24 protein-coding genes, 3 tRNA genes and 1 rRNA gene are annotated in these 25769 nt (G+C 49.5%); 21 read left to right on the plus strand and 7 right to left on the minus strand.

The window, feature by feature from the left end; translation table 11 throughout:
- The first annotated feature begins 2 nt into the window (after positions 1-2).
- Complete coding sequence (locus GS501_RS09655) at positions 3-440, plus strand: helix-turn-helix domain-containing protein (protein ID WP_160831642.1); 438 nt, start codon at positions 3-5, stop codon at positions 438-440.
- Positions 441-448: 8 nt separating this feature from the next.
- Here the strand turns inward: GS501_RS09655 and GS501_RS09660 are convergent, their stop codons facing one another.
- On the minus strand, positions 449-1081 hold the full coding sequence (locus GS501_RS09660) for a tyrosine-protein phosphatase (RefSeq protein ID WP_160831643.1): 633 nt from the start codon (positions 1079-1081) through the stop codon (positions 449-451).
- A 63-nt stretch (positions 1082-1144) separates the two neighbouring features.
- Here GS501_RS09660 and GS501_RS09665 point away from each other — a divergent pair, with 63 nt between their 5' ends.
- Positions 1145-1456 carry a hypothetical protein gene (locus GS501_RS09665; RefSeq protein ID WP_160831644.1) on the plus strand — a complete coding sequence of 104 codons (312 nt, stop codon included), beginning with the start codon at positions 1145-1147 and terminating at the stop codon, positions 1454-1456.
- A gap of 34 nt (positions 1457-1490) precedes the next feature.
- Here GS501_RS09665 and GS501_RS09670 read toward each other — a convergent pair whose 3' ends face one another.
- On the minus strand, positions 1491-2435 hold the full coding sequence (locus GS501_RS09670) for a tetratricopeptide repeat protein (RefSeq protein ID WP_160831645.1): 945 nt from the start codon (positions 2433-2435) through the stop codon (positions 1491-1493).
- A 195-nt stretch (positions 2436-2630) separates the two neighbouring features.
- Here GS501_RS09670 and GS501_RS09675 point away from each other — a divergent pair.
- The 3 genes from GS501_RS09675 (at position 2631) to GS501_RS09680 (ending at position 4454) form a co-directional block, all read left to right on the plus strand.
- A tRNA-Gly gene (locus GS501_RS09675) sits at positions 2631-2705 on the plus strand.
- Between the two features lie 22 nt (positions 2706-2727).
- Positions 2728-2862 (plus strand): hypothetical protein, encoded by a 135-nt coding sequence (locus GS501_RS10075; protein ID WP_255429103.1) that lies wholly within the window; start codon positions 2728-2730, stop codon positions 2860-2862.
- Between the two features lie 98 nt (positions 2863-2960).
- On the plus strand, positions 2961-4454 hold the full coding sequence (locus tag GS501_RS09680) for a hypothetical protein (protein WP_160831646.1): 1494 nt from the start codon (positions 2961-2963) through the stop codon (positions 4452-4454).
- Positions 4455-4554: 100 nt separating this feature from the next.
- Here the strand turns inward: GS501_RS09680 and ppa are convergent, their stop codons facing one another.
- On the minus strand, positions 4555-5079 hold the full coding sequence (gene ppa, locus GS501_RS09685) for an inorganic diphosphatase (RefSeq protein WP_160831647.1): 525 nt from the start codon (positions 5077-5079) through the stop codon (positions 4555-4557).
- Between the two features lie 184 nt (positions 5080-5263).
- Here ppa and GS501_RS09690 point away from each other — a divergent pair.
- The 10 genes from GS501_RS09690 (at position 5264) to GS501_RS09735 (ending at position 14141) form a co-directional block, all read left to right on the plus strand.
- Positions 5264-5337: transfer RNA gene (locus tag GS501_RS09690), tRNA-Ile, on the plus strand.
- 119 nt (positions 5338-5456) lie between these two features.
- Positions 5457-7136 (plus strand): energy-dependent translational throttle protein EttA, encoded by a 1680-nt coding sequence (ettA, locus tag GS501_RS09695; protein ID WP_160831648.1) that lies wholly within the window; start codon positions 5457-5459, stop codon positions 7134-7136.
- Between the two features lie 52 nt (positions 7137-7188).
- Complete coding sequence (locus GS501_RS09700; protein ID WP_160831649.1) at positions 7189-7698, plus strand: GNAT family N-acetyltransferase; 510 nt, start codon at positions 7189-7191, stop codon at positions 7696-7698.
- 22 nt (positions 7699-7720) lie between these two features.
- Complete coding sequence (gene argC, locus GS501_RS09705; protein ID WP_160831650.1) at positions 7721-8635, plus strand: N-acetyl-gamma-glutamyl-phosphate reductase; 915 nt, start codon at positions 7721-7723, stop codon at positions 8633-8635.
- A gap of 83 nt (positions 8636-8718) precedes the next feature.
- Positions 8719-8804 (plus strand) — tRNA-Leu (locus tag GS501_RS09710).
- A gap of 369 nt (positions 8805-9173) precedes the next feature.
- Positions 9174-9458: a PH domain-containing protein gene (locus GS501_RS09715; RefSeq protein ID WP_237442530.1), complete on the plus strand. Its 285-nt coding sequence runs from the start codon at positions 9174-9176 to the stop codon at positions 9456-9458.
- A 411-nt stretch (positions 9459-9869) separates the two neighbouring features.
- Positions 9870-11033 carry a phosphoserine transaminase gene (locus GS501_RS09720; protein WP_160831694.1) on the plus strand — a complete coding sequence of 388 codons (1164 nt, stop codon included), beginning with the start codon at positions 9870-9872 and terminating at the stop codon, positions 11031-11033.
- Positions 11030-12169, plus strand: coding sequence for an ATP phosphoribosyltransferase regulatory subunit (locus tag GS501_RS09725; protein WP_160831652.1), 1140 nt, complete (start codon positions 11030-11032; stop codon positions 12167-12169). Before GS501_RS09720 ends, GS501_RS09725 begins: the two co-directional genes overlap by 4 nt.
- Positions 12170-12221: 52 nt before the next feature.
- Complete coding sequence (locus GS501_RS09730; RefSeq protein WP_160831653.1) at positions 12222-13511, plus strand: adenylosuccinate synthase; 1290 nt, start codon at positions 12222-12224, stop codon at positions 13509-13511.
- A gap of 177 nt (positions 13512-13688) precedes the next feature.
- Entirely contained in the window at positions 13689-14141 is a 453-nt protein-coding gene (locus GS501_RS09735; protein WP_160831654.1) for a hypothetical protein, read from the plus strand.
- Positions 14142-14178: 37 nt separating this feature from the next.
- On the opposite strand, the gene ftsY is transcribed toward GS501_RS09735, so the two are convergent.
- From ftsY to dapF, 3 genes are read right to left on the minus strand one after another with little or no spacing between them, the layout of a single operon-like run.
- Positions 14179-15090 carry a signal recognition particle-docking protein FtsY gene (ftsY, locus tag GS501_RS09740; protein ID WP_160831655.1) on the minus strand — a complete coding sequence of 304 codons (912 nt, stop codon included), beginning with the start codon at positions 15088-15090 and terminating at the stop codon, positions 14179-14181.
- Positions 15091-15130: 40 nt separating this feature from the next.
- Complete coding sequence (locus GS501_RS09745) at positions 15131-16354, minus strand: MiaB/RimO family radical SAM methylthiotransferase (protein WP_160831656.1); 1224 nt, start codon at positions 16352-16354, stop codon at positions 15131-15133.
- Entirely contained in the window at positions 16351-17127 is a 777-nt protein-coding gene (dapF, locus tag GS501_RS09750; RefSeq protein WP_160831657.1) for a diaminopimelate epimerase, read from the minus strand. The genes GS501_RS09745 and dapF overlap by 4 nt, the downstream gene beginning before the upstream one ends.
- Positions 17128-17221: 94 nt before the next feature.
- Here dapF and GS501_RS09755 point away from each other — a divergent pair, with 94 nt between their 5' ends.
- Positions 17222-17857 (plus strand): class I SAM-dependent methyltransferase, encoded by a 636-nt coding sequence (locus GS501_RS09755; protein ID WP_160831658.1) that lies wholly within the window; start codon positions 17222-17224, stop codon positions 17855-17857.
- A gap of 175 nt (positions 17858-18032) precedes the next feature.
- Positions 18033-19796, plus strand: a complete 1764-nt coding sequence (locus tag GS501_RS09760; RefSeq protein WP_160831659.1) for a DEAD/DEAH box helicase — start codon at positions 18033-18035, stop codon at positions 19794-19796.
- A gap of 82 nt (positions 19797-19878) precedes the next feature.
- Here GS501_RS09760 and GS501_RS09765 read toward each other — a convergent pair whose 3' ends face one another.
- The gene (locus GS501_RS09765) at positions 19879-20640 is read right to left on the minus strand and encodes an SDR family NAD(P)-dependent oxidoreductase (RefSeq protein ID WP_160831660.1); all 762 of its coding nucleotides are present in this window, start codon (positions 20638-20640) and stop codon (positions 19879-19881) included.
- 88 nt (positions 20641-20728) lie between these two features.
- On the opposite strand from GS501_RS09765, the gene GS501_RS09770 reads away from it, so the two are divergent.
- The 4 genes from GS501_RS09770 to GS501_RS09785 form a co-directional block, all read left to right on the plus strand.
- A complete protein-coding gene (locus tag GS501_RS09770) occupies positions 20729-21307 on the plus strand; it encodes a YqgE/AlgH family protein (protein WP_160831661.1) in 579 nt (192 codons plus the stop codon).
- A 266-nt stretch (positions 21308-21573) separates the two neighbouring features.
- Positions 21574-24159, plus strand: coding sequence for an ATP-dependent chaperone ClpB (gene clpB, locus GS501_RS09775; protein WP_160831662.1), 2586 nt, complete (start codon positions 21574-21576; stop codon positions 24157-24159).
- 205 nt (positions 24160-24364) lie between these two features.
- Positions 24365-25315 (plus strand): glutathione S-transferase family protein, encoded by a 951-nt coding sequence (locus GS501_RS09780; RefSeq protein ID WP_160831663.1) that lies wholly within the window; start codon positions 24365-24367, stop codon positions 25313-25315.
- Positions 25316-25674: 359 nt separating this feature from the next.
- Positions 25675-25769, plus strand: a 16S ribosomal RNA gene (locus tag GS501_RS09785); the annotation flags it as partial.

Here is a 25769-nt window from a genome sequence, read left to right on the forward strand (position 1 = left end):
ATATGATCACATCAACGTCGATCGATGTGTATATAGGTAAACGTATCCGTTTATTGAGGGGATTACGTAAATTTTCTCAACAGAAAGTGGCGTCGGCGTTGGGGATCACATTCCAGCAGATACAGAAGTATGAGCGTGGGACGAATCGCGTTGGCGCGGGGCGGTTATACGAGCTTTCTCAGATTTTAGGTGTTCCAATAGGCTTTTTTTTCGAAGATTTTTCGCGATTAACGCAGAAAGAAACGATGGGGTTGAGTGAGGAGCAGGACGGTTTTTCTCGTGAAAATGGAGAGGAGATTTCTAGAAATAACGATGACTGGGAACTTCTCATCCGTAACGAAACGTTAGAACTTGTGCGCCTCTATTATCAAATTGATGACTGTAAGGTGAGGCGCAGGATACTTAAATTACTTCGAAGAATTGCCCACGATCATCAATAGACATCACGTTAATTTTTGTGTTGTTTGGCGCGAAAGCGTTCTCGTAGAGCGTCTTCATTATAATTATTGGTCACCCATACAATAAATGGAATTCGCCCTTCGGCTTCCTGCTCATAAAGTAAGAAGAACGCATCAAGTATACCTGTGCGTGATTGTTTGAAATGTAAGAAGCGCCAATGAAGTTGTTTCAAGGCGTCACGTGCTGTGCCTCCTTCGAATAGAATAATAAGGCCACTTGCAAGTCCTGTTCTATCTGCTCCTGATTTGCAATGTATAAGAGTGGGCGTTCGGAGTGTTTGATAGATGGCATAGAATCTCAAAATACGGTCGCGATGCGGGGCGTTACGACTTTCAAACGCCATGTCAATATAAGGCAGATTGAGGGATTGGCACGTATGTCGTGCTAAGGCGTCTGATCCGCAGGCTCGGTGCCCACGGAGATTGATGATGCTCTGTAAGTTGAGTGTTTTGTACCATTTTTTGATGCGTCTTGGCGTTGGATGGTTGCAGCGCCAGATCTTCCCAGGGAGGACAGGTGCTAAATTACTCCATTGGAGACGCAGAATGGCATGGTCTTTAAAAAGACTGTCATACCATGCAAGGCAATGCTGCCAGGAAGACGTAAGTGAGCCCTTAAACATGGAGTTCTTTTCGTTATAATGAGGGTGTGCGTCAACACTCAACTGTGTGATACAGGATGGACTATGAGAGTTGCCACATTCTGTTCGTGTCTAATTATGGTGTTGTACCTTGATGGATGTTCAGGTCGAACCCCTCGGGCAGATATGGTGGAGCGGTATCCGCGGAAACCTTTTGATGTCAAAAACCCTCATCATGCACCTCCTTTATCGGATGGGCGTTTTATAACGAGGCATTTCGTAATGCCTCCAGGAGGTGACGCCTCGACGCCAGTAGAGCCACTCTCCATACAAAGGCCCATTAAGGGGACAGGCGAAAATGGAGCCCGTCCTGCCTTCCCGGCATTAACCGACACGGAAGTCACTTACGGGCATTAAAAGTGCGAATAGAGAAGGGTGGGTACCTCAACCTCTAAGAAAAGAGCAGAGATGAAAGCTGGCGACGCATTTTTATTGTGAGTGGATCCGTCAATCCCCAAGCCTCGAAAAAGCGGAGAAGTTCGGCTTTGGCCGCTTGGCCATGCTCATCAGGATGTTGCGTGATGATTGCAAGCAAGAGTTGAGCGGCGGCTTCGTGTTCTCCTGCACCATTACGGGCGATAGCCAACTTTATCGCCACTTCCGGATTGGAAGGATCCTTCTCAGCCTCCTGTTGAAGTGTATCAAGTTGAACGGCGGCTTCCTGGCTTTCCTGATAAAGGGCAAGGGATGAGCGGGCCTGAGTGATCGCAGCATCGTTCTCTATATCAGGTGGGACTTGCTGGCTTGCTTCTTGGGCTCCCTCTAGGTCATTGAGGGCAATCATTCCACGGATGACACCGGCCCACGCGCTGGGATTATTGGCATCAGTTTCTAATATTTGAGCGTAGAGACTAAGAGCCTCGGCTGGATTGGCCTCTTTTAAAGCACGATCAGCGTCATTGAGGAGTGCTTCCGTGGGAAGAGAAACGCCTGTTTCTTTGAGGAGAGTGTCAATGAAGGCTCTAACGGCACTTTGAGGATGCGCGCCTTGGAGAAGATTATGGACGCGTCCCTGCCAGAAGGCGACGACTAGAGGAATTGATTGAAGCGGTAAGCCTAATTGAGCCAGCTGAGATGCTAAAGATTTGTTGGCTTCTACGTCTAATTTAGCAAGCTTTACAGCCCCTTTGGCTTCGGTAACTGTTTTTTCCAGAACCGGAGTGAATTGTTTGCACGGCTGACACCACGGAGCCCAAAAATCCACCAAAATAGGCTGGCTTTGACTGGCCTCAATAACACTTTCCATGAAATTACGGTGGTCAACATCGAAAATATAAGAGGTGTCATGAGAAGAGTTGACTGCCGCATTGGGAGAAATAAGAGAGTTGTTTTGCACGATTACGAACCTGGATAATGATGGGTTAAGTGGCTGTGATAACTGGGAAATATGTGTCTAGCGCCCATCTCAGAGATTGTTTGTTTTGTGCGTGGAGGCAAGAGGTCTTACTCGTTTTTCGATAAAGCGAAAAAGAAAATCAAAAAAGGGGTTGCCTTGGAATCGTTTTTGAAGCATAAACCCTCTCAACGGAGTGCGGGCGTAGCTCAGGGGTAGAGCACAACCTTGCCAAGGTTGGGGTCGTGGGTTCGAATCCCATCGCCCGCTCCAGTTTAATATAAAAAATAAGAAGTTGGCAAACAGAGAGTTTTTCTCTGTTTTTTTCGTTTGGCGTGATGTCTCTCTCATTTGGGCGGCTTTTTGGGTGCTGGATGGTGGGGAAGTTACAGATTGGGATTTTGTTGATCAAATTGTTTCTATAGTGTAATTATTATCTGCAGACCATCAAGATGATCTTTATAGATTCATGTGGTTGTTATGATGTGGTCTGCGTATGAATGTGAATTTTTATAAAAGAAACGAGCCATGCGTGCTGCTTTTTCTGTTCCTTGGTTCCTTGTTTTCAGCATAGCGGCGTGCGTGCCGTTACGGCTCTCTGCTTCGGAGCCAGATTGGGCTTCTTTAACGTTGAGGGATGTTGAAGCGATACATGCTGACATTGAAGCCAACCATCCTGGGCCACACAATATTTTAGATCCGACATTTAATCAGCAAGAAGCGATAGCTTACCAACGTGCGATGGCATGGGTTGAGAAAGTAAGTGATTATTCTGGCTATTTTTGGACTCTTAGAGGTTATCTGGCGAGCTTCAATGATGACCATGTCAACATCTCTCCCACAAAGAAGGCACCCGTTCTTCCAAGTCGGTGGCCAGGTTTTTTGACGGCATTTGATGGGCATGGGCAACAGGTTGTTGTGACACGTCTTGATAATGCCCCAGTTCCATTGGGGGCTGCACTTATTTCGTGTGATGGAGTGCCTGCGCAGATATTGGCAGATCGAAATGTAGCAGCGTTTACAACGACGTGGTCATTGGAAAGTAGTCGTCGGGAGGTGGGGTGGCGGCTTTTTACGGATATGGATAATCCTTTTATTCAAAGACCACGTCGTTGTTTTTTCTTGGTTGATCATCACTCCCAGACGGTACAGCTCAGGTGGCGCCGTATATCAGCGTCGGAAATGCAGAAATACGAATTTGTGGCGAGACAGCATCACGTAGAGTCAATTGGATTGCGTGTTTTTCCAGATGGTATGCGGTGGTTGTCATTATCAGGATTTGATGGAGCGCCGGGAAGTGCTGAAGCACAGGCTCTAACGCGGGCTATTACTGCCTTGAAGCAGAATAGAGATATTATTCTGTCATCGTCGCGTTTCGTGCTTGATTTACGAGGGAATAGCGGAGGATCGTCAGATTGGTCGCGACAGATTGCAGAAATTATTTGGGGACGTAAGGCTGTTGAGGCGGTGCCTGTTACGAAAGAGATTGATTGGCGGGCCTCACCAGGAAATGTCGACATGGTTTCAAAGGAATGGAGGCAATTACAATTGAGCCCAGACACATCCCAGGACATGAAGACGTTTGTGAGTCGAGTGGTCTCTGGAATGAGAAAAGCTCTACAGTCGGGGAGTGTGTACTGGGCGGAGAGCGATGAGAGCCAAGAAGGGAAATCTCCTTCTAGATTTTTTCCTCTTGTGCATCCTACAATTTTTCTTGTGACGGATGGGAGTTGTGCTTCTGCTTGTCTTGATGCGGTTGATTTATGGCGAGCACTTGGCGCAGTCCAAGTTGGACGAGAAACAAGTGCGGATACATTGTATATGGATGAGCGAACGGATTTATTGCCTAGTGGGTTGATAATGCTGCGGCTGCCGATGAAGGTTTATCGAGGGCGGTTACGCGGTTCAAATATTCCTTGGGAGCCCGTCTATCATTATGATGGCGACATGCGTGATACGAGAACTATAGCGTCCTGGATTGCTCATTTACCGCTCAGTGCTGAGGCGCGTAAGAGGCCGTAAAGTATTATCTGTGGGGTAAGTATAGACGGTTATTCGACAGGATCGATAGAATACCAAGCAGCATTCTATCGATCCATAAAGGTCACGTCATGACCTTAATTTATTTCTTAGCGGCTTCTAGAGAGGCAAGAATGACTTTTCCTGCTTCAGCTTTATCAGCCCATCCTGAAACTTTTACCCATTTATTGGCTTCGAGGTCTTTATAACGCTCGAAGAAATGAGCAATCGCCTTGCGTGTGATCTCGGGGAGTTGATCCACAGAAGTGATATCGGAAAATTGTGGATGGATTTTATCGTGCGGAACGCAGATGATTTTTTCATCTTGTCCGCTCTCATCTTCCATTTTGAGCATGCCGATGGGGCGGGCACGAATAACACTTCCAGGCACCACAGCATCAGGGGTGAGAACGAGTGCATCGACAGGGTCTCCATCCGCAGCAAGGGTGTTGGGGATGAAGCCATAGGCTGTAGGGTACGCCATAGGCGTAAATAGAAAACGATCGACGAATAATGCGCCGCTTTCTTTGTCGATTTCGTATTTGACTGAAGATCCCTTAGGAATTTCAATCACAACGTTAACGTCGTTCGGCACGTCTTTGCCAGCGGAGATCTTGGAAACGTCCATGATATCGGCACCCGTTTAAAAAATGGCATGAATGGTCGAATGACCGTCACTGTTTCTATTGATGGAGAAGGTATTTGCCCAGGGGAAAGGGGCTTGAAATGAAGATAATTTGAATTTGTACGGAAAATTAAGGTATTATGGGGTTGAAAAAAACATCATCTTAGGCGATGTGACGCATTATTATGCGCCTGTAGCTCAATTGGTTAGAGCTGGCCGCTCATAACGGCTAGGTTGCGGGTTCGAGTCCTGCCGGGCGCAGGGAATGCTTTAATTTCAGAAAGCATACCCACCATAGTTTCACTGGGTTATACCACCATTGGTGGGGATAGCTCATATTTCCGTTACCCACCTGCCTACACGTTTAGAGGAGACCTGCCATGGCCGCCTATCAGTATGTCTACGTCATGAAGGACCTCACCAAGGCCTATCCAGGCGGGCGAGAGGTTTTTAAGGGTATTACATTATCCTTCCTCCCCGGGGTCAAAATTGGTGTCCTCGGTGTGAATGGTGCGGGTAAATCAACCTTGCTGAAAATTATGGCAGGGATTGAGAAGGAATATGGTGGTGAGGCTTGGGCCGCTGAAGGTGTACGTATCGGTTACCTAGAGCAGGAACCTCAGTTAGATCCTAATCTGACCGTAGGCGAGAACGTTGCGCAAGGTTTCGGTGAGTTGAAACAGGCCGTTGACCGTTTCAATGAGATTTCCGGTAAATTTGCTGAGCCGATGACCGATGAGGAGATGAATACTCTCCTTGCTGAGCAGGCCGAATTACAAGAAAAAATTGATGCAGGTGACGGTTGGGAGCTGGATCGGCGCCTTGATATTGCATTGGATGCTTTGCGTTGTCCCCCGGCGGACAGTTCTGTGACAAAACTGTCCGGTGGTGAACGTCGCCGCGTTGCGCTGTGCCGCCTCCTGATTGAAAAACCAGATATTTTGCTGCTCGATGAGCCCACCAACCATTTGGACGCTGAAAGTGTGGCATGGTTGGAGAAAACGCTGCGTGCTTATACAGGTACCGTGATGGTCATCACCCATGACCGTTACTTCTTGGATAATATCACGAACTGGATTCTCGAGATTGAGCGTGGGCGTGGGTATCCGTTTGAGGGGAATTATTCTTCCTGGCTTGAGCAGAAGCAAAAACGTCTTGCTCAAGAAGAGAAAGAAGAAAGTTCACGTCAGCGGGCTTTGGCCGCTGAAAAAGAGTGGATCTCAAGTTCTCCTAAGGCGCGTCAAGCTAAGAGCAAAGCGCGTATTACGCGTTATGAAGAGATGTTGGCGGCTGGACAGGAAGGTGCTGGTGGTCCAGCTGATATTGTGATCGCACCAGGGCCTCGTTTGGGTGGTACAGTCATTGAGGCAGAGAATCTCTCTAAAGGGTTTGGTGACCGCCAGTTAATTGATAATTTGAGCTTCAAGCTTCCACCTGGAGGTATTGTAGGGGTTATCGGGCCCAATGGTGCTGGTAAGTCTACGCTTTTTAAAATGATCACTGGTCAAGAAAAGCCTGATGCAGGGTCACTCAAGATCGGTGATACCGTAAAGCTGGGCTATGTTGACCAGTCGCGTCATGACCTTGATGATAACAAAACGGTTTGGGAAGAAATTTCAGGGGGTACAGACGTTATCCATTTAGGGAAACGCTCTGTTCCGTCGCGCGCTTATGTCGGTGCCTTTAATTTTAAAGGACCCGATCAGCAAAAGCGGTTGGGCGTGCTTTCCGGTGGTGAGCGTAATCGCGTCCATCTTGCGAAGATGCTTAAGGAAGACAATAACGTCTTGCTGTTGGATGAACCAACAAACGATCTGGATGTTGATACATTGCGCGCGCTTGAGGAAGCATTGAGCAATTTTGCTGGGTGCGCTGTGGTAGTCACCCATGATCGTTGGTTCTTGGATCGTCTTGCAACGCATATCTTGGCCTTTGAAGGTGATAGTCACGTCGAGTGGTTTGAGGGGAACTTCCAAGATTATGAGGAAGACAAGCGGCGTCGTCTTGGCCCAGATTCGACAGAGCCAGGGCGGATTCGCTATCGTCCAATTGCGCGATAAGAGATTGCTCCAGCGTTGGTTTCTCACGCATTAAGAGGAATAAGGGCGTGTCGTGCTAGGTGGTGAGCTGCGGACGGCTCGTCTGGTCCTTCGGCCCGTAAGTTGGGCCGATATGGAGGACATGGCACGTCTTAAAGCAGACGTGTGTGCTTTTGGCCCGATGTTGGGTGGTGTGCGTAATCGCGCTCAAGCCGAAGCTGAGATGGTTGACGATATTGTGCTGTGGGCACGCCGCGGTGTCGGTATCTTTGCTATTTTTGAAAATGGGCGCTTTGTTGGAATGACGGGCGTGCATGAGAGGCCTGATGGGCGGGGGTTAGGGTTGCGTATCGCAGTCTTTCCTTGGGCTTCTGGGCGTGGCATTGCTCGAGAAGCAGCGATGCGCGCTTTGTCTTTCGTGCTGGATGCTGGCGAGGAACGGATCGTGGCTGTAACACGTGAAGATAATATGGCATCACGTGTGATTTTGGGCAGTATTGGTATGACTCAAATTGAGCAGTTTGAGCGCGGTGGTCAGACGATGATTCTCTATGAAAAACGGCGTGAGCGGTTCCGTTGGTAGAGAAGTAAAAGGGAGAAGGTGGATGCCAACACGTATTTTCATTGATGGAGAAGCAGGAACGACGGGGTTGGGTATCCGCCGTCGTTTGGAAGAGCTGACCTCCCATTATGATATTGCGTTGTTGCGTATTGATTCTGCCGCGCGGAAAGACGCGGAGGCACGTCGTGCGCTTATGGCGCAGGCTGACATTACAGTACTCTGTCTTCCAGATGATGCTGCGCGTGATGCCGTGGCATTGGGAAAAGGTTTATCAACACGGTTTTTGGATGCGAGTACAGCGCATCGGGTCAATAGTGGCTGGGTTTATGGGCTACCTGAGCTTGAGAGAGATCAGGTTGAACGAATTCGTTCAGCGCAGTTTGTAAGTAACCCAGGTTGTTATGCGACAGGAGCCATTGCGTTGTTGCGGCCTCTGGTAGAGGCAGGGCTACTGCCAGTTGATCATCCTGTTTCAATTAATGCAGTCTCTGGATATAGCGGTGGCGGACGCTCTATGATTGAAAGCCATGAGCAGGAGGGAGGCCCGCCTTTTTTGCTGTATGGTTTGAATTTAAATCACAAACATCTACCAGAGATCACCCACTACAGTGGGCTAGCGCGTCATCCTCTCTTCGTGCCTTCTGTTGGGCATTTCCCACAAGGGATGATTGTCTCAGTGCCTTTGCATTTGGTGAATTTGCCGGGTTGTCCACTTCCGGAAGATGTAAAACGGGTTTTAGAAAAAGCCTATGATGGTGCTAAAACGATCCGCGTTTGTGAAGCAGATGAGACACGTTTGCTGGCTGATACACTCGCCGGTCAGGATGGGATGGAATTACGCGTGCATGGCAATGGAGGGCAGGCTGTTTTAACGGCGCGATTAGATAATCTTGGGAAAGGTGCGTCTGGTGCGGCGGTGCGAAATATTCTTTTGATGATGGGGCATGAAATAGATTAATTTTTTTACTATCAGGCACTAGTGCTTTGGGGGACGATCAATTATAGTGCCCTCACTGCACTGGATGTGCAGGTAAAATTTGTGCGAGAGTGGCGGAACTGGTAGACGCAGTCGGCTCAAAATCGACCGCCCTTTGGGCTTAGGGGTTCGACTCCCCTTTCTCGCACCATAAAAATATTCAAGGAGCTTTAAGGCTCCTTTTTTTGTGTCATAATGTCTTGTTTTGGAGTGTATTTCGCAGAAAGATCCTCACAGTGGGGTAAGAGCGTTCTGCGTCATCCATCGGTCAAAGGTAATAGATATGTCTTATTTTGAAAAATCAAAAATACAAGGAGAGGAATTAATCAGAATATTTAGTCTATCAAAGATCCATTTCACGTTTAGATTATTAAATATTTTAATTTCTGTATTAATAAGCTACATTTTATTTAAGGTTATTATTAATTGGTATGATGGTAATTTGAAAGATTTCAATGTATACTCACCTTATGTGAAGAAGGCATTTTATGTATTCTTTGTAGTATATGTCGTTTTCTATATGATATATTTAATCATTAGATATATCACAACAGAAATTGTCGTGAGTAATAAACGTTTTATCGTTAAATCTGGGTGGATATCACGCTCTGTGAGTGAAGTGTCTATTTCAAGAATCGAAGGGGTATCGCTCAAACAAGGGATTGTTGGGAGATTATTTCGCTATGGATCTGTTATCGTTCGCGGAACGGGTGGGAATTTAATTGTTGTGCCTATTGTGCATGATCCGATGGCACTTCAATCTACCCTACAGAATATGATTTCTGCTTATGGCTCTAAGTCATAAGGTATGAGGGTGCTACGATTATATCTTTTTCACTGAATCTGTTTACGTGTCGCGCTATGAAATGTTTTTGCGCCGAGGGTGTTGAAAAAAGATGGTAAGAAAGCTGTGTGTATGGGTGATGATGTGTGTTCAAGCACCTCTGAAGCAGCGGTAAAGCGCTTGGAAGAAGTGCTGCCAGTTGTGGACACACAGCAACGCTACAGAGACAGGGAGATACAACAGCTGGAAAGTAGAGGCTAAGCTAGAATATGGCTTTTCCTTGACGCTTTATGATGGCTGTGACACCTAGAGAAAAGAGTTCTTAGCGGGCGTTCCGCCTGGTAGACTGTCTCATGGGTCTGAGCGAAAGAGGGCTATACCTCTCGCGTGAGGGCCTTGCTGTGTTCTGTTAAACGGATTGATTCATCCGCCATGACCTTATCGAAGCCTACCCATCGTCCTAAAAGGCCCTTCTTTTCCTCTGGGCCATGTGCCAAGCGTCCAGGCTGGCACCCGGAAATTTTCCAGTCAGCGTTATTAGGACGGTCGCATCGTGCAGCAGAGCTACGCGCCCGTTTGCAAGAGGTCATTACACGTTCTCATAATCTCCTCGGTATCCCAGAAGGGTGGCGCGTTGGGATTGTCCCTGCTTCTGATACGGGGGCGGTAGAGATGGTATTATGGGCGCTTGGCGGCCAGCGTGGCATTGATGTGCTTTCCTTCGAGAGTTTCTCCAGTGTTTGGGCTGCTGATTTGCGCGATACATTGAAACTCGATGATGTCCGTGTTTTGAGTGCGCCTTATGGCGAATTGCCTGACTTGAGCCAGATTGATTGGTCGCGCGATGTCATGTTGACATGGAATGGCACGACTTCAGGGGTCTGCATTCCATCGGGAGGGGTTATTCCACTGCATCATGAAGGATTGGTGATTTGTGATGCGACGTCAGCAGCTTTTGCTATGGACTTGCCGTGGGACAGGCTCGATATCGTGACATGGTCGTGGCAGAAAGCGCTGGGTGGTGAAGCGGCTCATGGGATGGTTGCGCTTAGTCCTAGAGCTGTGGCGCGTTTGGAAGAGCCTTCGCCACGTCCGTTGCCGAAGATTTTTCGTCTGACGGGGAAAAATGGGCTGAATGAAGCGATTTTTCGAGGTGATACAATCAACACACCGTCCATGCTTTGTGTTGAAGATGCTTTAGATGGGTTGCGCTGGGCTGACGCTATTGGCGGCTTGCCAGTATTACAGCAACGTGCCCGGAGAAATTTAGCCGCGGTGACAGATTGGGTGTCGCAGCGTGATTGGATTGCTTTCCTGAGCGAAAAGGAAGAAACACGGTCGTGGACGTCCATCTGTCTAAAGATTGTGGCACCATGGTTCGTGGCTCTTTCCGATAAGAAAAAGGCAGAAGCAGTAAAGTTTTTAACGCACATTGTTGCCGAGGAAGAAGCAGGGTACGACCTTGCGTCCTATCGTGACGCCCCTCCTGGATTACGAATTTGGGGAGGGGCGACAGTCGAAACAGATGATATTGAAGCCCTTCTCCCATGGTTGGACTGGGCCTGTGCCCGCACGCAAGAGGTTTTTGAACAATGATAGCCAGCCCAGAAGCATCTAGCCCCGCTTTATTGCCGATGGGGTTTGTGGACCTTCTTCCTCAAGAGGCAGAAGCAGAGGCGCGCGGGATTGCAGAAGTCATGGCGGTTTTTGGGCGGTATGGTTATGAGCGTGTACGGCCGCCTTTATTAGAGTTTGAGAGCTCTTTACTGAGTGGCGCAGGGGAGGCTTTAGCAGAGCAAAGCTTCCGGATGCTTGACCCATCGTCGCATCGCATGATGGCTTTGCGTCCAGATATGACGACGCAGATTGCCCGTATTGCAGAGGTGCGTCTGCAAGATATGCCGCGTCCCCTTCGTCTGTCCTATGCGGGTGATTGTGTTGTCATTGGCACGCCAGGGCGTGAGGGGGAGCGACAAATTCCTCAAGCGGGAATTGAGCTGATCGGTCCAGATCGCGCTGAAGCGGATGCAGAAGTTGTGGTTCTCGGGGCCGAGGCTTTAAATGCTTTGGGGATTGAACAAGTTTCTTTTGATCTTTCTATGCCTGCATTGGTTTGGAACTTGGTCGATAGCGCGTTTGAAGGAGCAAAACGTGATACGTTGCTGCACGCGTTAGACCGTCGTGATGCGGCGGCCGTTGCCGAATTGGGTGGGGAATGGAGCCCTCTTTTGCTTGGCATGATGGATGCTGTTGGCTCTGCACAGCGAGCATTGTCTTGCTTGTCACGTTTGACATTCCCAGAGCATTTAAAGGTGCATGTGGATCGTCTCAAAGCGAGCGTTGATGCCATTCAAGCACGTGCGCCAGAGATACGTTTGACGGTTGATCCGGTGGATTTTCGGGGATGGCGTTATCACACGGGTGTGTGTGTGACGGTTTTTGCGATGCATTGTCGTGAAGAGCTCGGACGTGGTGGGCGCTATCTTGCTGGACAGGAACCCGCTTGTGGTTTGACCCTTCATCCGCAAGCGTTATTGAGGGTGGCTTCAGCGCTCCCGCGTCGGAAACGATGCATGGTGCCGCTTGGTGTGGCGAAGAAAGACTTGTCCAGTTTGCATGAGGCAGGCTATGCCACGGTCGCTGCGCTGGGTGATGAGACGGATTTAAAGGCAACGGCTCGTCGTTTGAGGTGCAGCCATATCTGGCAGGATGGCGCGATCGTTGCTTTGTGATTGTCGCATACTCTGTTTCTGTCGTGTAATGTTCTAGGGGAAGTCCGTTTTTATGTCCAATGTTACCGTAATTGGCACTCAGTGGGGAGATGAAGGTAAAGGCAAAATCGTCGATTGGCTCGCCAGTCGTGCCGATATTGTCGTCCGTTTCCAAGGGGGGCATAATGCTGGGCATACGCTGGTTGTCAACGATCAGGTTTATAAGCTCTCCTTGCTGCCATCTGGGCTTGTGCGTGGTAAAATTGGGGTCATAGGGAACGGTGTTGTTGTTGATCCTAAAGCTTTGATGAGCGAGATTGATCGTGTTGTCGAGCAGGGGTTGAAAGTAACGCCTGAAACACTTTGGATTGCTGAAACAGCGCCTATTATCCTTCCTCTTCATGGGGCTATCGACCGAGCACGCGAGGCTGTGCGCGGGAAACATAAAATTGGGACAACAGGCCGTGGTATTGGGCCGGCTTATGAAGATAAAGTAGCGCGTCGTGCTATCCGTATTTGTGATTTGAGCGAGCCTGAAACGCTTGACTGGAAGATTGATGAACTTCTACTTCATCACAATACTCTTCTAGCAGGGCTTGGTGCGCCGACCTTTACCAAAGAAGAAATTCTCGCTTTCCTTGGTGAGATAACACCGCGCCTGCTACCTTTTGCATGCCCTGTGTGGGACCGCCTCGATGAGGCTGATCGTGCAGGTAAACGCATCTTATTTGAAGGTGCGCAAGCCGTGATGTTGGATGTTGATCATGGAACATACCCGTTTGTGACAAGCTCAAACACGGTTGCGTCTGTGGCGGCTTCCGGGAGTGGCATGGGGCCGAAAGCCATTGGCTTTGTATTAGGTATTGCAAAAGCCTATACGACACGTGTTGGAGAAGGGCCTTTCCCCTCAGAATTGTTTGATGACACAGGGCGTGGCATTGCTGAGCGTGGTCGTGAATTCGGCACGGTAACAGGGCGCCCACGTCGTTGTGGATGGTTTGATGCGACGATGATGCGTCGCGCTATCCGCGTTGGCGGCGTTAACGGGATTGCGTTGACGAAGCTGGATGTGCTGGATGGGATGGATGAAGTGTCCATCTGTGTCGGTTACGAGTTAGATGGGAAAACGATACAGAGCTTCCCATCAGCTCCTGGGGCACAAGCAAGGGTGAAGCCAGTCCTTGAGACGATGAAGGGTTGGAATGAGACCACGGCAGGGGCTCGTTCCTGGGCAGACTTGCCGGCGCAAGCCATAAAATATGTGCGTCGTATTGAAGAACTCATTGGCGCGCCTGTTACCTTGTTGTCCACGAGTCCTCAACGTGATGATACTATCCTTGTGACGGATCCATTCGAAGGCTAAAGTATCTTCGTCTTAAAGAATGTAAAAATAGGCTGGCTTTCTTGGAGAGAGCTGGCCTATTTTTTAGGAACTTTCTCTTTGATTGGAACATAACCACATCGCGTGTGGTCTGTGTTTGTAGAGAGTGCGGTTGCGCCCTGCGTTTTTCAGTATTGGATGTAATGGGAGAGGGTGTGTATGTCGCGGTTGAGAAGATATGCTCATAGTGGTCTGCTCTTGGTCGTATGGGCTGGCGTTGGCGTTTCGGGTGCCCATGCGGAAGATGAAACACCTTTTCTTCAGGGAAAGAATTTTACTCAAATAGAAAATCTGGTTTTCCAGAATGCCTTGGAAACATGTTCTAGCTCGGAGAATGAGAGCACAACGTCTTCTACTCTCAGACAATCAGGATATGGGCGCTGTCTTCAAAATGCTGTGCTCCAGCAAATCACGCAGGAGAAGCTGCGGCGCATGACAAGTGCTGATTTAAGACGTGATTTGGCTTCAGCAACGCAAGCGTGCCGTAAAGCGCGTTCTGGAACGGAGAGACGTGTAGTGCAGTGCACGCTTGGGAATGCGTTTATTGGAGAGCAACGACGGCGTGTGGTGTCGTTTGGCGCCATTGCTGAAAATGAGGGCATTTCCCGGTAAATGACAGCATTATGGAGCCGAAAGGCTCCACATAAGCTTATTTTTGTGTATCTCCAACCAATCCGCGGGCGTAATCTTGTGCTGAAAAAGGGCGTAAATCTTCTGCTTTTTCGCCAACACCAACGAGATGAACGGGGAGTTTGAATTTTTCTGCCAGCGCTACGACGATTCCTCCGCGTGCTGAACCATCAAGTTTTGTGACCACGAGGCCGCTCACATTTACTAATTCTTGGAAGACGCGCACTTGCTCAAGGGCGTTTTGTCCTGTTGTGGCATCTAAGACGAGCAGCACATTATGAGGAGCTGAAGCGTCAAATTTTTGCATGACACGGATAATTTTAGCGAGCTCTTCCATTAAGGCGTTTTTATTGTGAAGACGTCCTGCCGTATCGACGAGAAGAATGTCGGTTTTTTCTTCCGTAGCGCGCTTAAGGCCATCATAGGCAAGTCCGGAAGCATCGCCACCCTGCTTTCCTGCCACAACAGGAGCGTTAACGCGTTCCCCCCATATTTGTAGTTGTTCAACGGCCGCTGCCCGGAATGTATCGCCCGCGACCATCATGACGGATTTACCTTCCTGACGGAATTGATGAGCCATTTTACCAATGGTGGTGGTTTTCCCCGTTCCATTGACGCCGACCACTAAGACAACATGAGGTTTCTTGGCGGGATCGGGGATGAAGGGAATCGCGACAGGCTCAAGAACGTGGGAGATTTCTTCAGCTAATGTTGCACGGATTTCGTCGCTCGTGACATTTTGTCCAAAGCTCTTTTCCCGAAATTTTGTGATAATGCGCTCGGCAACGGCAGGACCAAGATCCGCTGCAATGAGCTCATCTTCAAGTTCCTCGAGCGTATTATCATCCAATTGGCGTTTAACGAAAATTGCATTGATCCGCTCATTAGAACGAGACAAGCCTTGTTTGAGTCGGGAGAAAAATCCAGCCATAAATCCTACACTAAGTTTCTGAGAAAAATTTTACCAAGAGCTATGAGGGAATGGTGCGTGCCAGAAGCGTGCCATCATTATTTTGACGTGTAATGCAGCATGGTTGGAGCATTCCCCGTGTACTATGTTGAGAGTCCTCAAGCTGAACATTTGCAAATTCAGGTGTATGGCCCGTGGTCGCGCTTTCCATGAGAATAGTGGTTTCGTCACCGATGAAGCGTGAAAGAAATAGCGCACGGTTTGTGTCCCCAACTTGGCGTAATTGGGCTGCGCGCTCTTGCCGAATAGCTTTAGGTAAAGCCGGCATCCTTGCGGCAGGGGTATTGGGGCGCTCACTATACGGGAAAACATGAAGGAACGGGATCTGTTGTTCCAAGAGGAAGTCATGCGTCTCGTTGAAAAGCTCATCCGTTTCGGTTGGAAAGCCTGCAATAACATCTGCGCCAAAGCCAATAGTTGGGCGTAACTGGCGGGCACGCGCTATGAGTGCGGCGACACGCGTCGTGTTATGTCGGCGTTTCATACGCTTCAAAATCAGATCAGATCCCGCTTGGAGTGATAAATGTAGATGCGGCATGAAACGGGGTTCATTCGCGATAAGATCCCATAGGAGACGATCTCCTTTGTCTGGATCTAAGAGAATAGGATCAATTGAGGAGAGGCGTAAGCGATGAAGAGCGGGAATTTCTTGCAGTAAACGGTGGCAGAGAAAGCCTAGTCCTTGATCATCAATACGCCATGAGGCTAGATCGACACCCGTTAAGACAATCTCGTGGTGGCCGTCCTCGCTTAAAATGCGTCCGCGTTGGATGACTTCTTCTAGGGGTGTGGATGTGGAATCCCCGCGTCCAAAGGGAATCACACAGAAGGTGCAGCGATGGTCACATCCCTGTTGAACCTGCAGCAAGGCGCGAATATGGCGGGACGGGGGAGGCGTTGCAGAATGTGCGCCCCACAAGGCTGGCGTCATTTTATCGGCATTGGGGACAATACGCTGAACGCCAGGTAAGGCTGCCCATTGCGCTTTATTCCGTTCTGAAGCGCAGCCCGTAACGATGATACGCGCTTCAGGGTTTTTACGATGAGCCCGACGGATGGCTTGTCGTGCTTGACGTTCTGCTTCTGCCGTAACGGTGCATGTATTGACGATAATGGTGTCTGTCTCATGCGCGTCATTCGCTTGCCCCTGTCGAGCATAATGCGCCATGCTGTCACTTTCATGAGCATTGAGACGGCAGCCAAATGTCAGGAGAGAAATACTCATGAAAGCTGTCCGGTGAAGACGGCTGTCGCAGGGCCCGTCATGAGGACAAGGTCATCTTCTTCTCGCCAAAGAATAGTAAGGTCTCCTTTTTCCATCGTGACGGTGCAGTGACGATCAACAAGGTCGCGGCGGACAGCGTTGACAACAGCCGCGCAGGCTCCGGAGCCACATGCCAGTGTAAGGCCTGCTCCACGTTCCCAGACGCGTAACCGCATATGGCGTCGGGAAATAATTTCAGCGAATCCAATATTAGCTCGTTCTGGAAAAAGAGAATCGTGTTCTAGGATAGGGCCAAGTGTGGTTGCGTCTTCAATGGAGCGGAAAAGTGTGGCGTGAGGGTTCCCCATAGAACAGGCAGCAGCGTCATAAAGGGGAAGGTGGCGTGTATCGCATGCCGTGGCGAGAGGGATATCTTGCCATGAGAGGCGTGGTCTCCCCATGGTAACGGTAATGAGCTCGCCTTCCTGTTTTGTCGGAAGAAGGCCATTTAAAGTTTGTAAGGTCGGGTCATTGCCTAACAGTTGAGCGACGCAGCGGGAAGCGTTGCCACATGCCCCTGCTTCAGAGCCATCTGGATTGTAGAAATGGACAAAGACATCGGCTTCTGGATGTTTGGGGGGTGTCAGGAGGACAAGCTGGTCGCATCCGATCCCAAGATGACGATCACAGAGCGTGCGAATATGCTCATCTTGAAGAGTGATGTCTGTTGTTCTGCCGTCAATGACGATAAAGTCATTTCCCAGCCCGTGCATTTTTGTAAAGGCAAAGTTCATAGTCGCAATACTTTACAGGAGGTCTTGACGTCTGTCAGCCAGAGGCTCACGTCGAGAGATAGGGACGACATGACAGAATGGAAGAGGGGAGTCGGTGCAAGGACTTCATGAAAAGGCATTTTTACAGGCGAGTCATGAACCTGATGAGACGTTTTTCGCGCGTCAGGGCTTTGATTCGCTCATGGATATGGGAGCGCGTACCGCGATTACGGCGCTCTATCGTACGACTCTGCCTGTAGGTGGACGTACATTGGACCTCATGTCTGGTGCAATGAGCCACATGCCAGAGGATGCCGTGTTTCAAGAATTGATTGGCCTGGATGTGTGTCAGCCCGCTTTAGAAGCGAATAAAGCGCTCACACGATTCACGGTGCAGAATTTAAACACAAAACCGGAATTGCCTTTTGAGGACGAAAGTTTTGATGGTGTAGTACTGTGCGATGGTTTGGTCTATTTGACACAGCCCCAAAAAGTGATGGAAGAAATTTTTCGCGTTTTAAAGCCGAATGTTCCCTTGATTGTAAGTTTTTCAGACCGTTTTATTCCGGCTAAGGCTGTTGCGATTTGGCAGGCATTAGAGCCAGAAGATCGAGTACGCCTTGTAAGTGCATTGATGACACAGGCTGGATTTACGGACCTCGATACAGGTGAGGTTGTGCCGCCAGAAGATTTAACAGCATGGAAGGATACAGTGCGGGCTGTGGTAGGACGTCGTCCTGCGGGCCAATAATATTTATGGTTTCATAATTTGTTGTTAGTGGCCTGCATCATAACATGATTATGCAGGTGTTTCTTCGGGTGTTATGAGTATTCTCTGGCCTTTATCGGCATAAGAGGGTATTCAGCGCCTTTCTGGCTGCCCATTGTCTGTGGCGGCGTGTAGTTTGACCGAGTGTTCGTTAACGATGCCATTTCCTGATACCCATCCCGCTTTGACTCGTGCTCTAAAAGCGCGAGGCTATGAACAGCCGACTCCCGTGCAAGAGGCCGTTCTGGAGCCGGGATTGGATGCACGTGATCTTCTCGTTTCTGCTCAAACCGGGTCTGGTAAGACCGTTGCGTTTGGTTTGGCTTTTGCATCGACTCTTTTAGGTGAGGGTGAAACGCTCCCTCCCACAAAGTCTCCTCTGGCGCTTGTTATTGCTCCTACGCGTGAACTCGCTCTACAGGTGCAGTCAGAATTGACATGGCTCTATGGTGAAACTGGGGCACGTATTGCAAGTTGTATCGGTGGTACAGATGCACGTCGTGAGGCTCGTTCATTAGAGCGTGGTGTGCATATTGTTGTCGGTACACCCGGTCGTTTATGCGACCATCTCTCCCGTGGGAAGTTGGATCTATCGGCTCTGCGTGTTGTCGTGCTTGATGAAGCTGACGAAATGCTGGATATGGGCTTCCGTGAAGAGCTCGAGCAGATTTTAGATGCTTCTCCTGCAGACCGTCGCACCTTATTATTCTCTGCGACAATCGCACGTGAGATTGCGAGTTTAGCACGTCGCTACCAAAAGGATGCCGCGCGGATTGATACGGTATCTGGGCAAAAGCAGCATGCTGATATTGCCTATCGTGGTATCGTCATTGCGCCTAATGAAGTTGGGCGGTCTCTCGTTAACGTGCTGCGTTATTTCGATAGCCCAACAGCGATGGTTTTTTGCAATACGCGATTGTTGGTTGGGCAGGTTCAAGCTGAGCTTTTGCAGCGGGGATTCGCTTCTGTCGCTATTTCAGGGGAAATGGGGCAAAATGAGCGTTCTCGCGCTATTGAAAGTTTGCGTTCCGGAGCGGCTCGTGTGTGTGTAGCGACGGATGTTGCGGCACGCGGGATTGATGTACCGGCTCTTGGGTTGGTTATTCACGCAAGCTTGCCATCATCTTCTGAGACATTGTTGCACCGTTCAGGGCGTACGGGGCGCGCTGGGCGCAAAGGCACAAGCGTGTTGATGGTGCCCTTTAACCAACGTCGACGCGCTGAGCGTCTTCTTGGACAAGCACGGATTAAAGCAGAGTGGGAGCCCGTCCCTACGGCTGAAGCGATTGCAGAGCAGGATGCACAGCGTCTTTTAGCTGATCCAATTCTTGTTGAAGAACGCGAGGGTGAGCCTGATACCCTTGTGAAACAGTTGGTTGAGCGTTTTGATGCAACGAAGTTAGCTGCGGCCCTTGTGGGGATGTATAAAGCGAATCTTCCACGCGTCGAAAATATTCGCCCTGTTTCTGTGGAACCACCAAGTGCTCGTGATCGTGAAGGGCGCGGTAAGCCAATGGCCGGGACATGGTTCCGTCTGGGTGTTGGTCGTGGTGAAAAAGCAGATCCTAAATGGCTTATTCCGCTTATTTGCCGCCTTGGCGGGGTGCAGAAGAAAGATATCGGAAGCATTCGTATTCAACAGGACGATACGCTTTTCCAAATTAATGATGACAAGGTCGAGCGTTTTAACTCATGCCGTGCTGGAGCTGATGCCGACGAGGTGACCTTGGAACCAGCAGAACCACCGATGAGCGGCCCACCAATGCGTCGTGCTCGGAGTGGTGGTTTTGGCGGTGCCGGACGACGTCCTTCCTCTGCTGGGGGTGGTGGTCGTTTCGGCGGGGGGCGAAGCGGTGCTCCGCCACGTCGTCGTTCCGCTGGTGGGCGCCCAGGTGAAAAATCAAGTCGTCGCCGTTCGTAAAGCGTATTGACCTACCTGTTTGGTGTTAGGTTTCTCCGATTCATACAACGATAATGGATGAATCGGAGAAACCTCCCCGGACTTAATGTTCTTGGCGATGTACTGCTAATCCAGCAGGGGCCTGGCAGACAGGCATAATTTCCATACGATTAACATTCATATGGGGTGGGAGATGCAGTAACCAGGAGATGGTTTCTGCTATGTCTTCAGGAAGCAGCGGATCAGTTCCTTTGTAAACAGCCTCAGCCTTCCCTTGGTCACGGAGGCGGACTTGGCTAAATTCGCTGCCGCCACAAAGACCAGGTTCAATATTAGTGATGCGAATTGGGGTGCCGAGTAGGTCTGTGCGGAGGTTCTGCATAAACTGTTCGACGAAAGCTTTGGTTGCTCCGTAAACATTGCCGCCGCGGTATGCATATGTTCCAGCCGTACTGCCGAGGGACAGAATATAGCCTTTTTTACGTTGGAGCATTTCTGGTAAAAAGGCACGGGTAATCTCGATGAGGCCAGAGATATTCGTGTTGATCATGGTGTGCCAATCATCAAGATTAGCGTCGTAAGCAGGCTCCATACCGAGAGCAAGACCGGCATTGTTGATGAGTGCATCAATCGCTTGCCATTCCTGTGGAAGTGTATCTGGTAGGGCGCGAATGGCGTCGCGGTCCGTAATATCGAGTGTTACAGGCAATAAAGCATCACCAAGAACCTGATGCAGGGCGTTAAGGCGGTCCGTTCGCCGGCCAGTAGCGATAACACGATATCCATCATGAATGAGCCGTGTGGCGATTGCCTTCCCGAAGCCGGATGTTGCTCCTGTGACGAGAACTGTTTCAGAGGTGGTCATAGATTGACACTCCGCGAGAGAGTATAAGGGAGGACAAGTTGTTTTCTTGTCGTATTCCCCAACATGCCGTTCATTTGGAGAAGATGGAATGCCTTTTGTATCTCCTAACGAAAACCTTACAGGGCGTTTGCTTGTAGCGAGCCCGGTGCTGGCAGATACTGAATTTGCACAGACGGTCATTTATATGTGCTCACATTCTGCCGCGGGTGGTGCGATGGGGATGATTGTGAATCGACGTTTGACCCATCCAACCATGGCAGATTTGCTGAAACAGCTTAATGTTTCTCCTAATCCTCCCGAGCGTTTGTTCGGTCTTGGGGTTGGTGGTCCTGTTGAACCTGGGCGCGGCTTTATTTTGCATTCGCTCGAATGGCATGGAGCGGAGAGTATCAAAACAGGTGGTTTGGCCAATGTCAGTGCGAGCTTAGATATTTTGAAGGAGCTGGCTTCTGGTGGCGGGCCTCGTCGGGCTGTGATGCTGTTGGGGCATTCAGTGTGGGAAGCAGGCCAGCTGGAAGAAGAGATTTTGCGTGGAAATGCCTGGTACGTAGCTGACGCAAATGAAGAGCTGGTTTTTGGTGTTCATCCTAGTCGCAAATGGGAGACGGCACTGGCATCGCTTGGGGTAAATCCGCTGTCTCTGACCTCAATAGTGGGCGAGGCGTAAGGTAAAAGCTGTTCTCGTTCGAGTTGTTTTAGCGATGATCACGATGTGGTGAAAGAAGCACGAAAGGGGTGGCGTGGCCTGTGAGAGTGCTTACTCTCCTGCAAGAGGCCCGTATCTATGAACGGAGGAGCTCCTGTGGAAAACTTTTTTACGTAAGTCTTGAAGACCTGTGAATCATGCCTAAATATTAGGCACGTGTCGCTGCCATTGATGGGGTGATGTGAACATTCATCGTTGCCGTTATGGGACGAGAAGGAGAATAGAGAATGGACATTCAAAAGTTTACTGAGCGTAGTCAGGGGTTTTTACAAGCAGCGCAGACAATTGCATTGCGGGATTATCATCAGCAATTAACGCCAGAACATTTGTTGAAGGCGTTGTTGGATGATGAGCAAGGGGCGGGTGCTTCGCTCATTCGTGCAGCTGGGGGAGACCCAAAGCAGGTACAAAATGCGAATGATACAGCTCTAGCGAAGCTCCCTAAAGTGCAAGGTGCAGGGGCGTCACAACCACAAGCGACGCCGGATTTTGTGCGTGTGTTGGATGCTGCACAGGCGGCAGCACAAGCCGCTGGGGATAGTTTTGTCGCGCAAGATCGCTTGTTGGTTGCAATTAGTGCGAGTCAAACACCCGCTGGCGAAGCTTTACGGCAGGGGAAAGCGACACCTGAGGCGTTGGAGCGTGCTGTCGCTCAGATTCGCAAAGGGCGCAAAGTGGATTCGGCTGCGGCGGAAAGCACATTTGATGCCTTGAAGAAATATGCACGGGATGTGACGGCTATCGCCCAGGAAGGGAAGCTGGATCCTGTTATCGGCCGTGACGAAGAAATTCGTCGGGCGATTCAAGTGTTAGCGCGCCGTAGCAAGAACAATCCTGTACTGATTGGTGAGCCTGGTGTTGGGAAGACGGCCATTGTTGAAGGGCTGGCTCTTCGTATTGTCAATGGTGATGTGCCAGAGGCATTGCGTAATAAACGGCTTTTGTCGCTTGATTTGGGTGCCCTCGTTGCTGGTGCAAAATATCGAGGAGAGTTTGAGGAGCGCCTCAAGGCTGTGCTGAAGGAAATTGAAAGCGCAGAGGGGGAGGTGATTCTCTTCATCGATGAGATGCACACATTGGTAGGGGCGGGTCGCTCTGATGGGGCAATGGATGCGTCGAACCTGATCAAGCCGGAGTTGGCACGTGGTGTGTTGCATTGTATCGGTGCGACAACGCTTGATGAGTATCGCAAGTATATTGAGAAAGATGCGGCATTAGCACGTCGATTCCAGCCGGTTTTCGTGGGTGAGCCCTCTGTCGCAGATACGATTTCTATCCTACGTGGAATCAAGGAAAAGTACGAGCTGCATCATGGTGTGCGTATTACCGATAATGCGCTTGTAGCAGCGGCAACGCTGTCAAATCGGTATATTACGGACCGTTTCTTGCCGGATAAAGCGATTGACTTAGTCGATGAGGCTGCAAGTCGTGTGCGGATGCAGATCGACAGTAAGCCTGAGGCGTTGGATGAGTTAGACCGTCGTATCATTCAACTTAAGATTGAGCGTGAAGCGATCCGTAAAGAGGATGATTCTGCCTCAAAAGAACGTCTTGTGGCTTTAGAGAGCGAGCTTGCTGATCTGCAAGAAAAGTCGGATGAGATGAGTGCCTCCTGGCATGCGGAGAAAGACCGTATGAATGCGGTGCAACGCAGCAAGGAGGATCTCGATCGCGCACGGTCTGAGGTTGAGGTGGCGCAGCGTCAGGGGAATTTACAACGTGCCTCTGAGTTAATGTATGATGTCATTCCTAAACTTGAGGCCGGAATTGCCAAGGCTCAGGAAGTTGAAGCGAGTTCTGATAAAGCCGGTTTGTTTGCCGATACGGTAACAGATCAGGGAATAGCGTCTGTCGTATCTCGGTGGACGGGTGTTCCTGTAGATCGCATGCTGGAGGGTGAGCGTTCTAAGCTCTTACGCATGGAAGATGTGTTGAGGGAGCGTGTTGTTGGACAGGAGGCTGCTTTGGTGGCTGTGTCCAATGCTGTGCGGCGTGCACGCGCTGGGCTGCAAGACCCGAATCGTCCCATAGGGTCCTTCCTTTTCCTTGGGCCAACAGGTGTCGGTAAGACGGAATTGACGAAGGCTTTGGCTCAATTTCTCTTTGACGACGAACGTGCGTTGTTGCGGATTGATATGAGTGAGTTCATGGAAAAGCACGCCGTGTCTCGCTTGATCGGTGCGCCTCCAGGCTATGTTGGCTATGATGAGGGTGGCGTTCTCACAGAGGCTGTGCGTCGTCGTCCATATCAGGTGATCCTGTTTGATGAGGTAGAGAAGGCTCATGAGGATGTGTTCAATATCTTGCTGCAGGTTCTTGATGATGGTCGCCTAACAGATGGGCAAGGGCGCGTTGTGGATTTTCGCAACACGATTATTGTCCTGACGAGTAACTTAGGGTCCGATATCTTGTCTCAGCAGAAAGACGGGGAACCGGCTGAGTTGGTTCAGGGACAAGTGATGAATGTGGTGAGAAACCATTTCCGTCCCGAGTTCTTGAATCGTTTGGATGAGATTATTTTGTTCTCTCGCTTACAGCGGGCGGATATGGGCAAGATTGTTGAGATCCAACTTGGGCGTTTGCGTCAGTTATTGGAGGATCGCAAGATCGGCTTGCAATTGGACGATAAGGCACGTGAGTGGCTGTCTGAGGCGGGGTATGATCCTATCTATGGGGCGCGTCCGTTGAAGAGAGTGATCCAACGTGAGCTCCAGAACACGTTGGCTGGTGAGTTGCTGGAAGGCAAGATTCATGATGGGCAAACAGTTCATGTGTCAGCCGATCAGGATCATCTTGTGATCAGTGCTCAATAAGTAACGATTTATTGGTTGTGTTGTGAGTTGAGCGAGGCCGTTGCGCATGAGTGCGCAGCGGCCTTTGTCATGAGGCTGTAAAAAAACGTGACGGATGCATTACAGGGTTCGGTCTTTCGTTCTATGCCGTTGGGGATACATAGTGGCGGGTAAGAAAGCCGGGAATAAACGGCTATGACTAACGGTAAGAAGTGAAAGACTATTTATGGGTGAGCTCGTTAACGGCACGTGGTACGCCAATGGTTTTGAAACCACTATTTCTGGGAAAGGGGATTTTGCGCGGAGGCCATCTGTTTTCCGCAATCGTCTTGTCCCACCGGGAGAGGAAAAAAATCCGGGAGATTTCCCAGCAGAGAAGGGACGGTATCATCTCTATGTCTCTTTGGCTTGTCCCTGGGCGCATCGTACGTTGATCGTACGGAAACTCAAAGGATTGGAAGATTTGATCAGTGTTTCAGTTGTTCATTGGTTGATGGATGATCAGGGTTGGACGTTTGATGATGGTCCTGGTGTGATTCCTGACACAGTGAATGATTGCCACTTCATGCGGGAAATATACACGTTATCAGACCCTCACTGTACATCACGTGTGACAGTTCCTGTTTTGTGGGACAAAAAGACCAAGAAAATTGTGTCGAATGAATCCTCAGACATTATTCGTATGTTCAATGAAGCATTTGATACATTAGGTGCTCGTGAGGGGAATTATTACCCTAAAGAATTACGCACTGAGATCGATCAGGTGAATGATCGCATTTACGACAATCTGAATAATGGTGTGTATCGCTCAGGGTTCGCCACAAGCCAGGAAGCTTATGGAAAAGCTGTTACGGATGTGTTTGAAACGCTTGATTGGTTAGAAGAGCGACTTTCAACGAGAGAATATCTTGTTGGTGATAAGCTTACGGAAGCAGACATTCGCCTTTTCACGACTCTTGTGCGTTTTGATGCTGTCTATCATGGGCATTTCAAATGCAATAAGCGCTTACTGGCTTCCTATCCAGCGTTGCACGCTTATACGTCTAAGCTTTATCGGCATCCGTCCATTCATCCAACGGTTGATTGGCGGCATATCAAGAATCACTATTACCAGAGTCATCCATGGATCAATCCAACTCGGATTGTTCCTTTAGGGCCAGATCCGATTCTTTTATAATGTGCTGAGGTTCTAATAGAGAGGCCAACTTGGGGGACTGAGTTGGCTTTTTTGTTATGTGGTTTGTGTTTTTTGGGTGATTAGGAGGGTTGGGTATTTAACTTTTTGTGAAGGTTTATGATTTTTTTGATTAGAATCGATTGACGGTTTTTGAGTGTAGTGTATAAGGCGCTTCACCGGCGGCGCTGGGGCGGAAGTTCTGGGGTTGTTTGGTAGTGATCTTTGAGAATTGAAGAGAGACTGGAAGGGATATGTTGGCGGCGTTTTAGTGGTAGATTATCGCTAGGATGTCATGGCTGATATATTTCTGATGTAAGAATTAGAGATGCTTTATTTGCTATGTGCGTTTTGGTTGGATTGAACCTGAGAGTTTGATCCTGGCTCAGAGCGAACGCTGGCGGCATGCTTAACACATGCAAGTCGCACGAACCTTTCGGGGTTAGTGGCGGACGGG

The organism is Saccharibacter sp. 17.LH.SD (genome assembly GCF_009834805.1).
In the GTDB taxonomy this organism is placed as follows: Bacteria; Pseudomonadota; Alphaproteobacteria; order Acetobacterales; family Acetobacteraceae; genus Saccharibacter.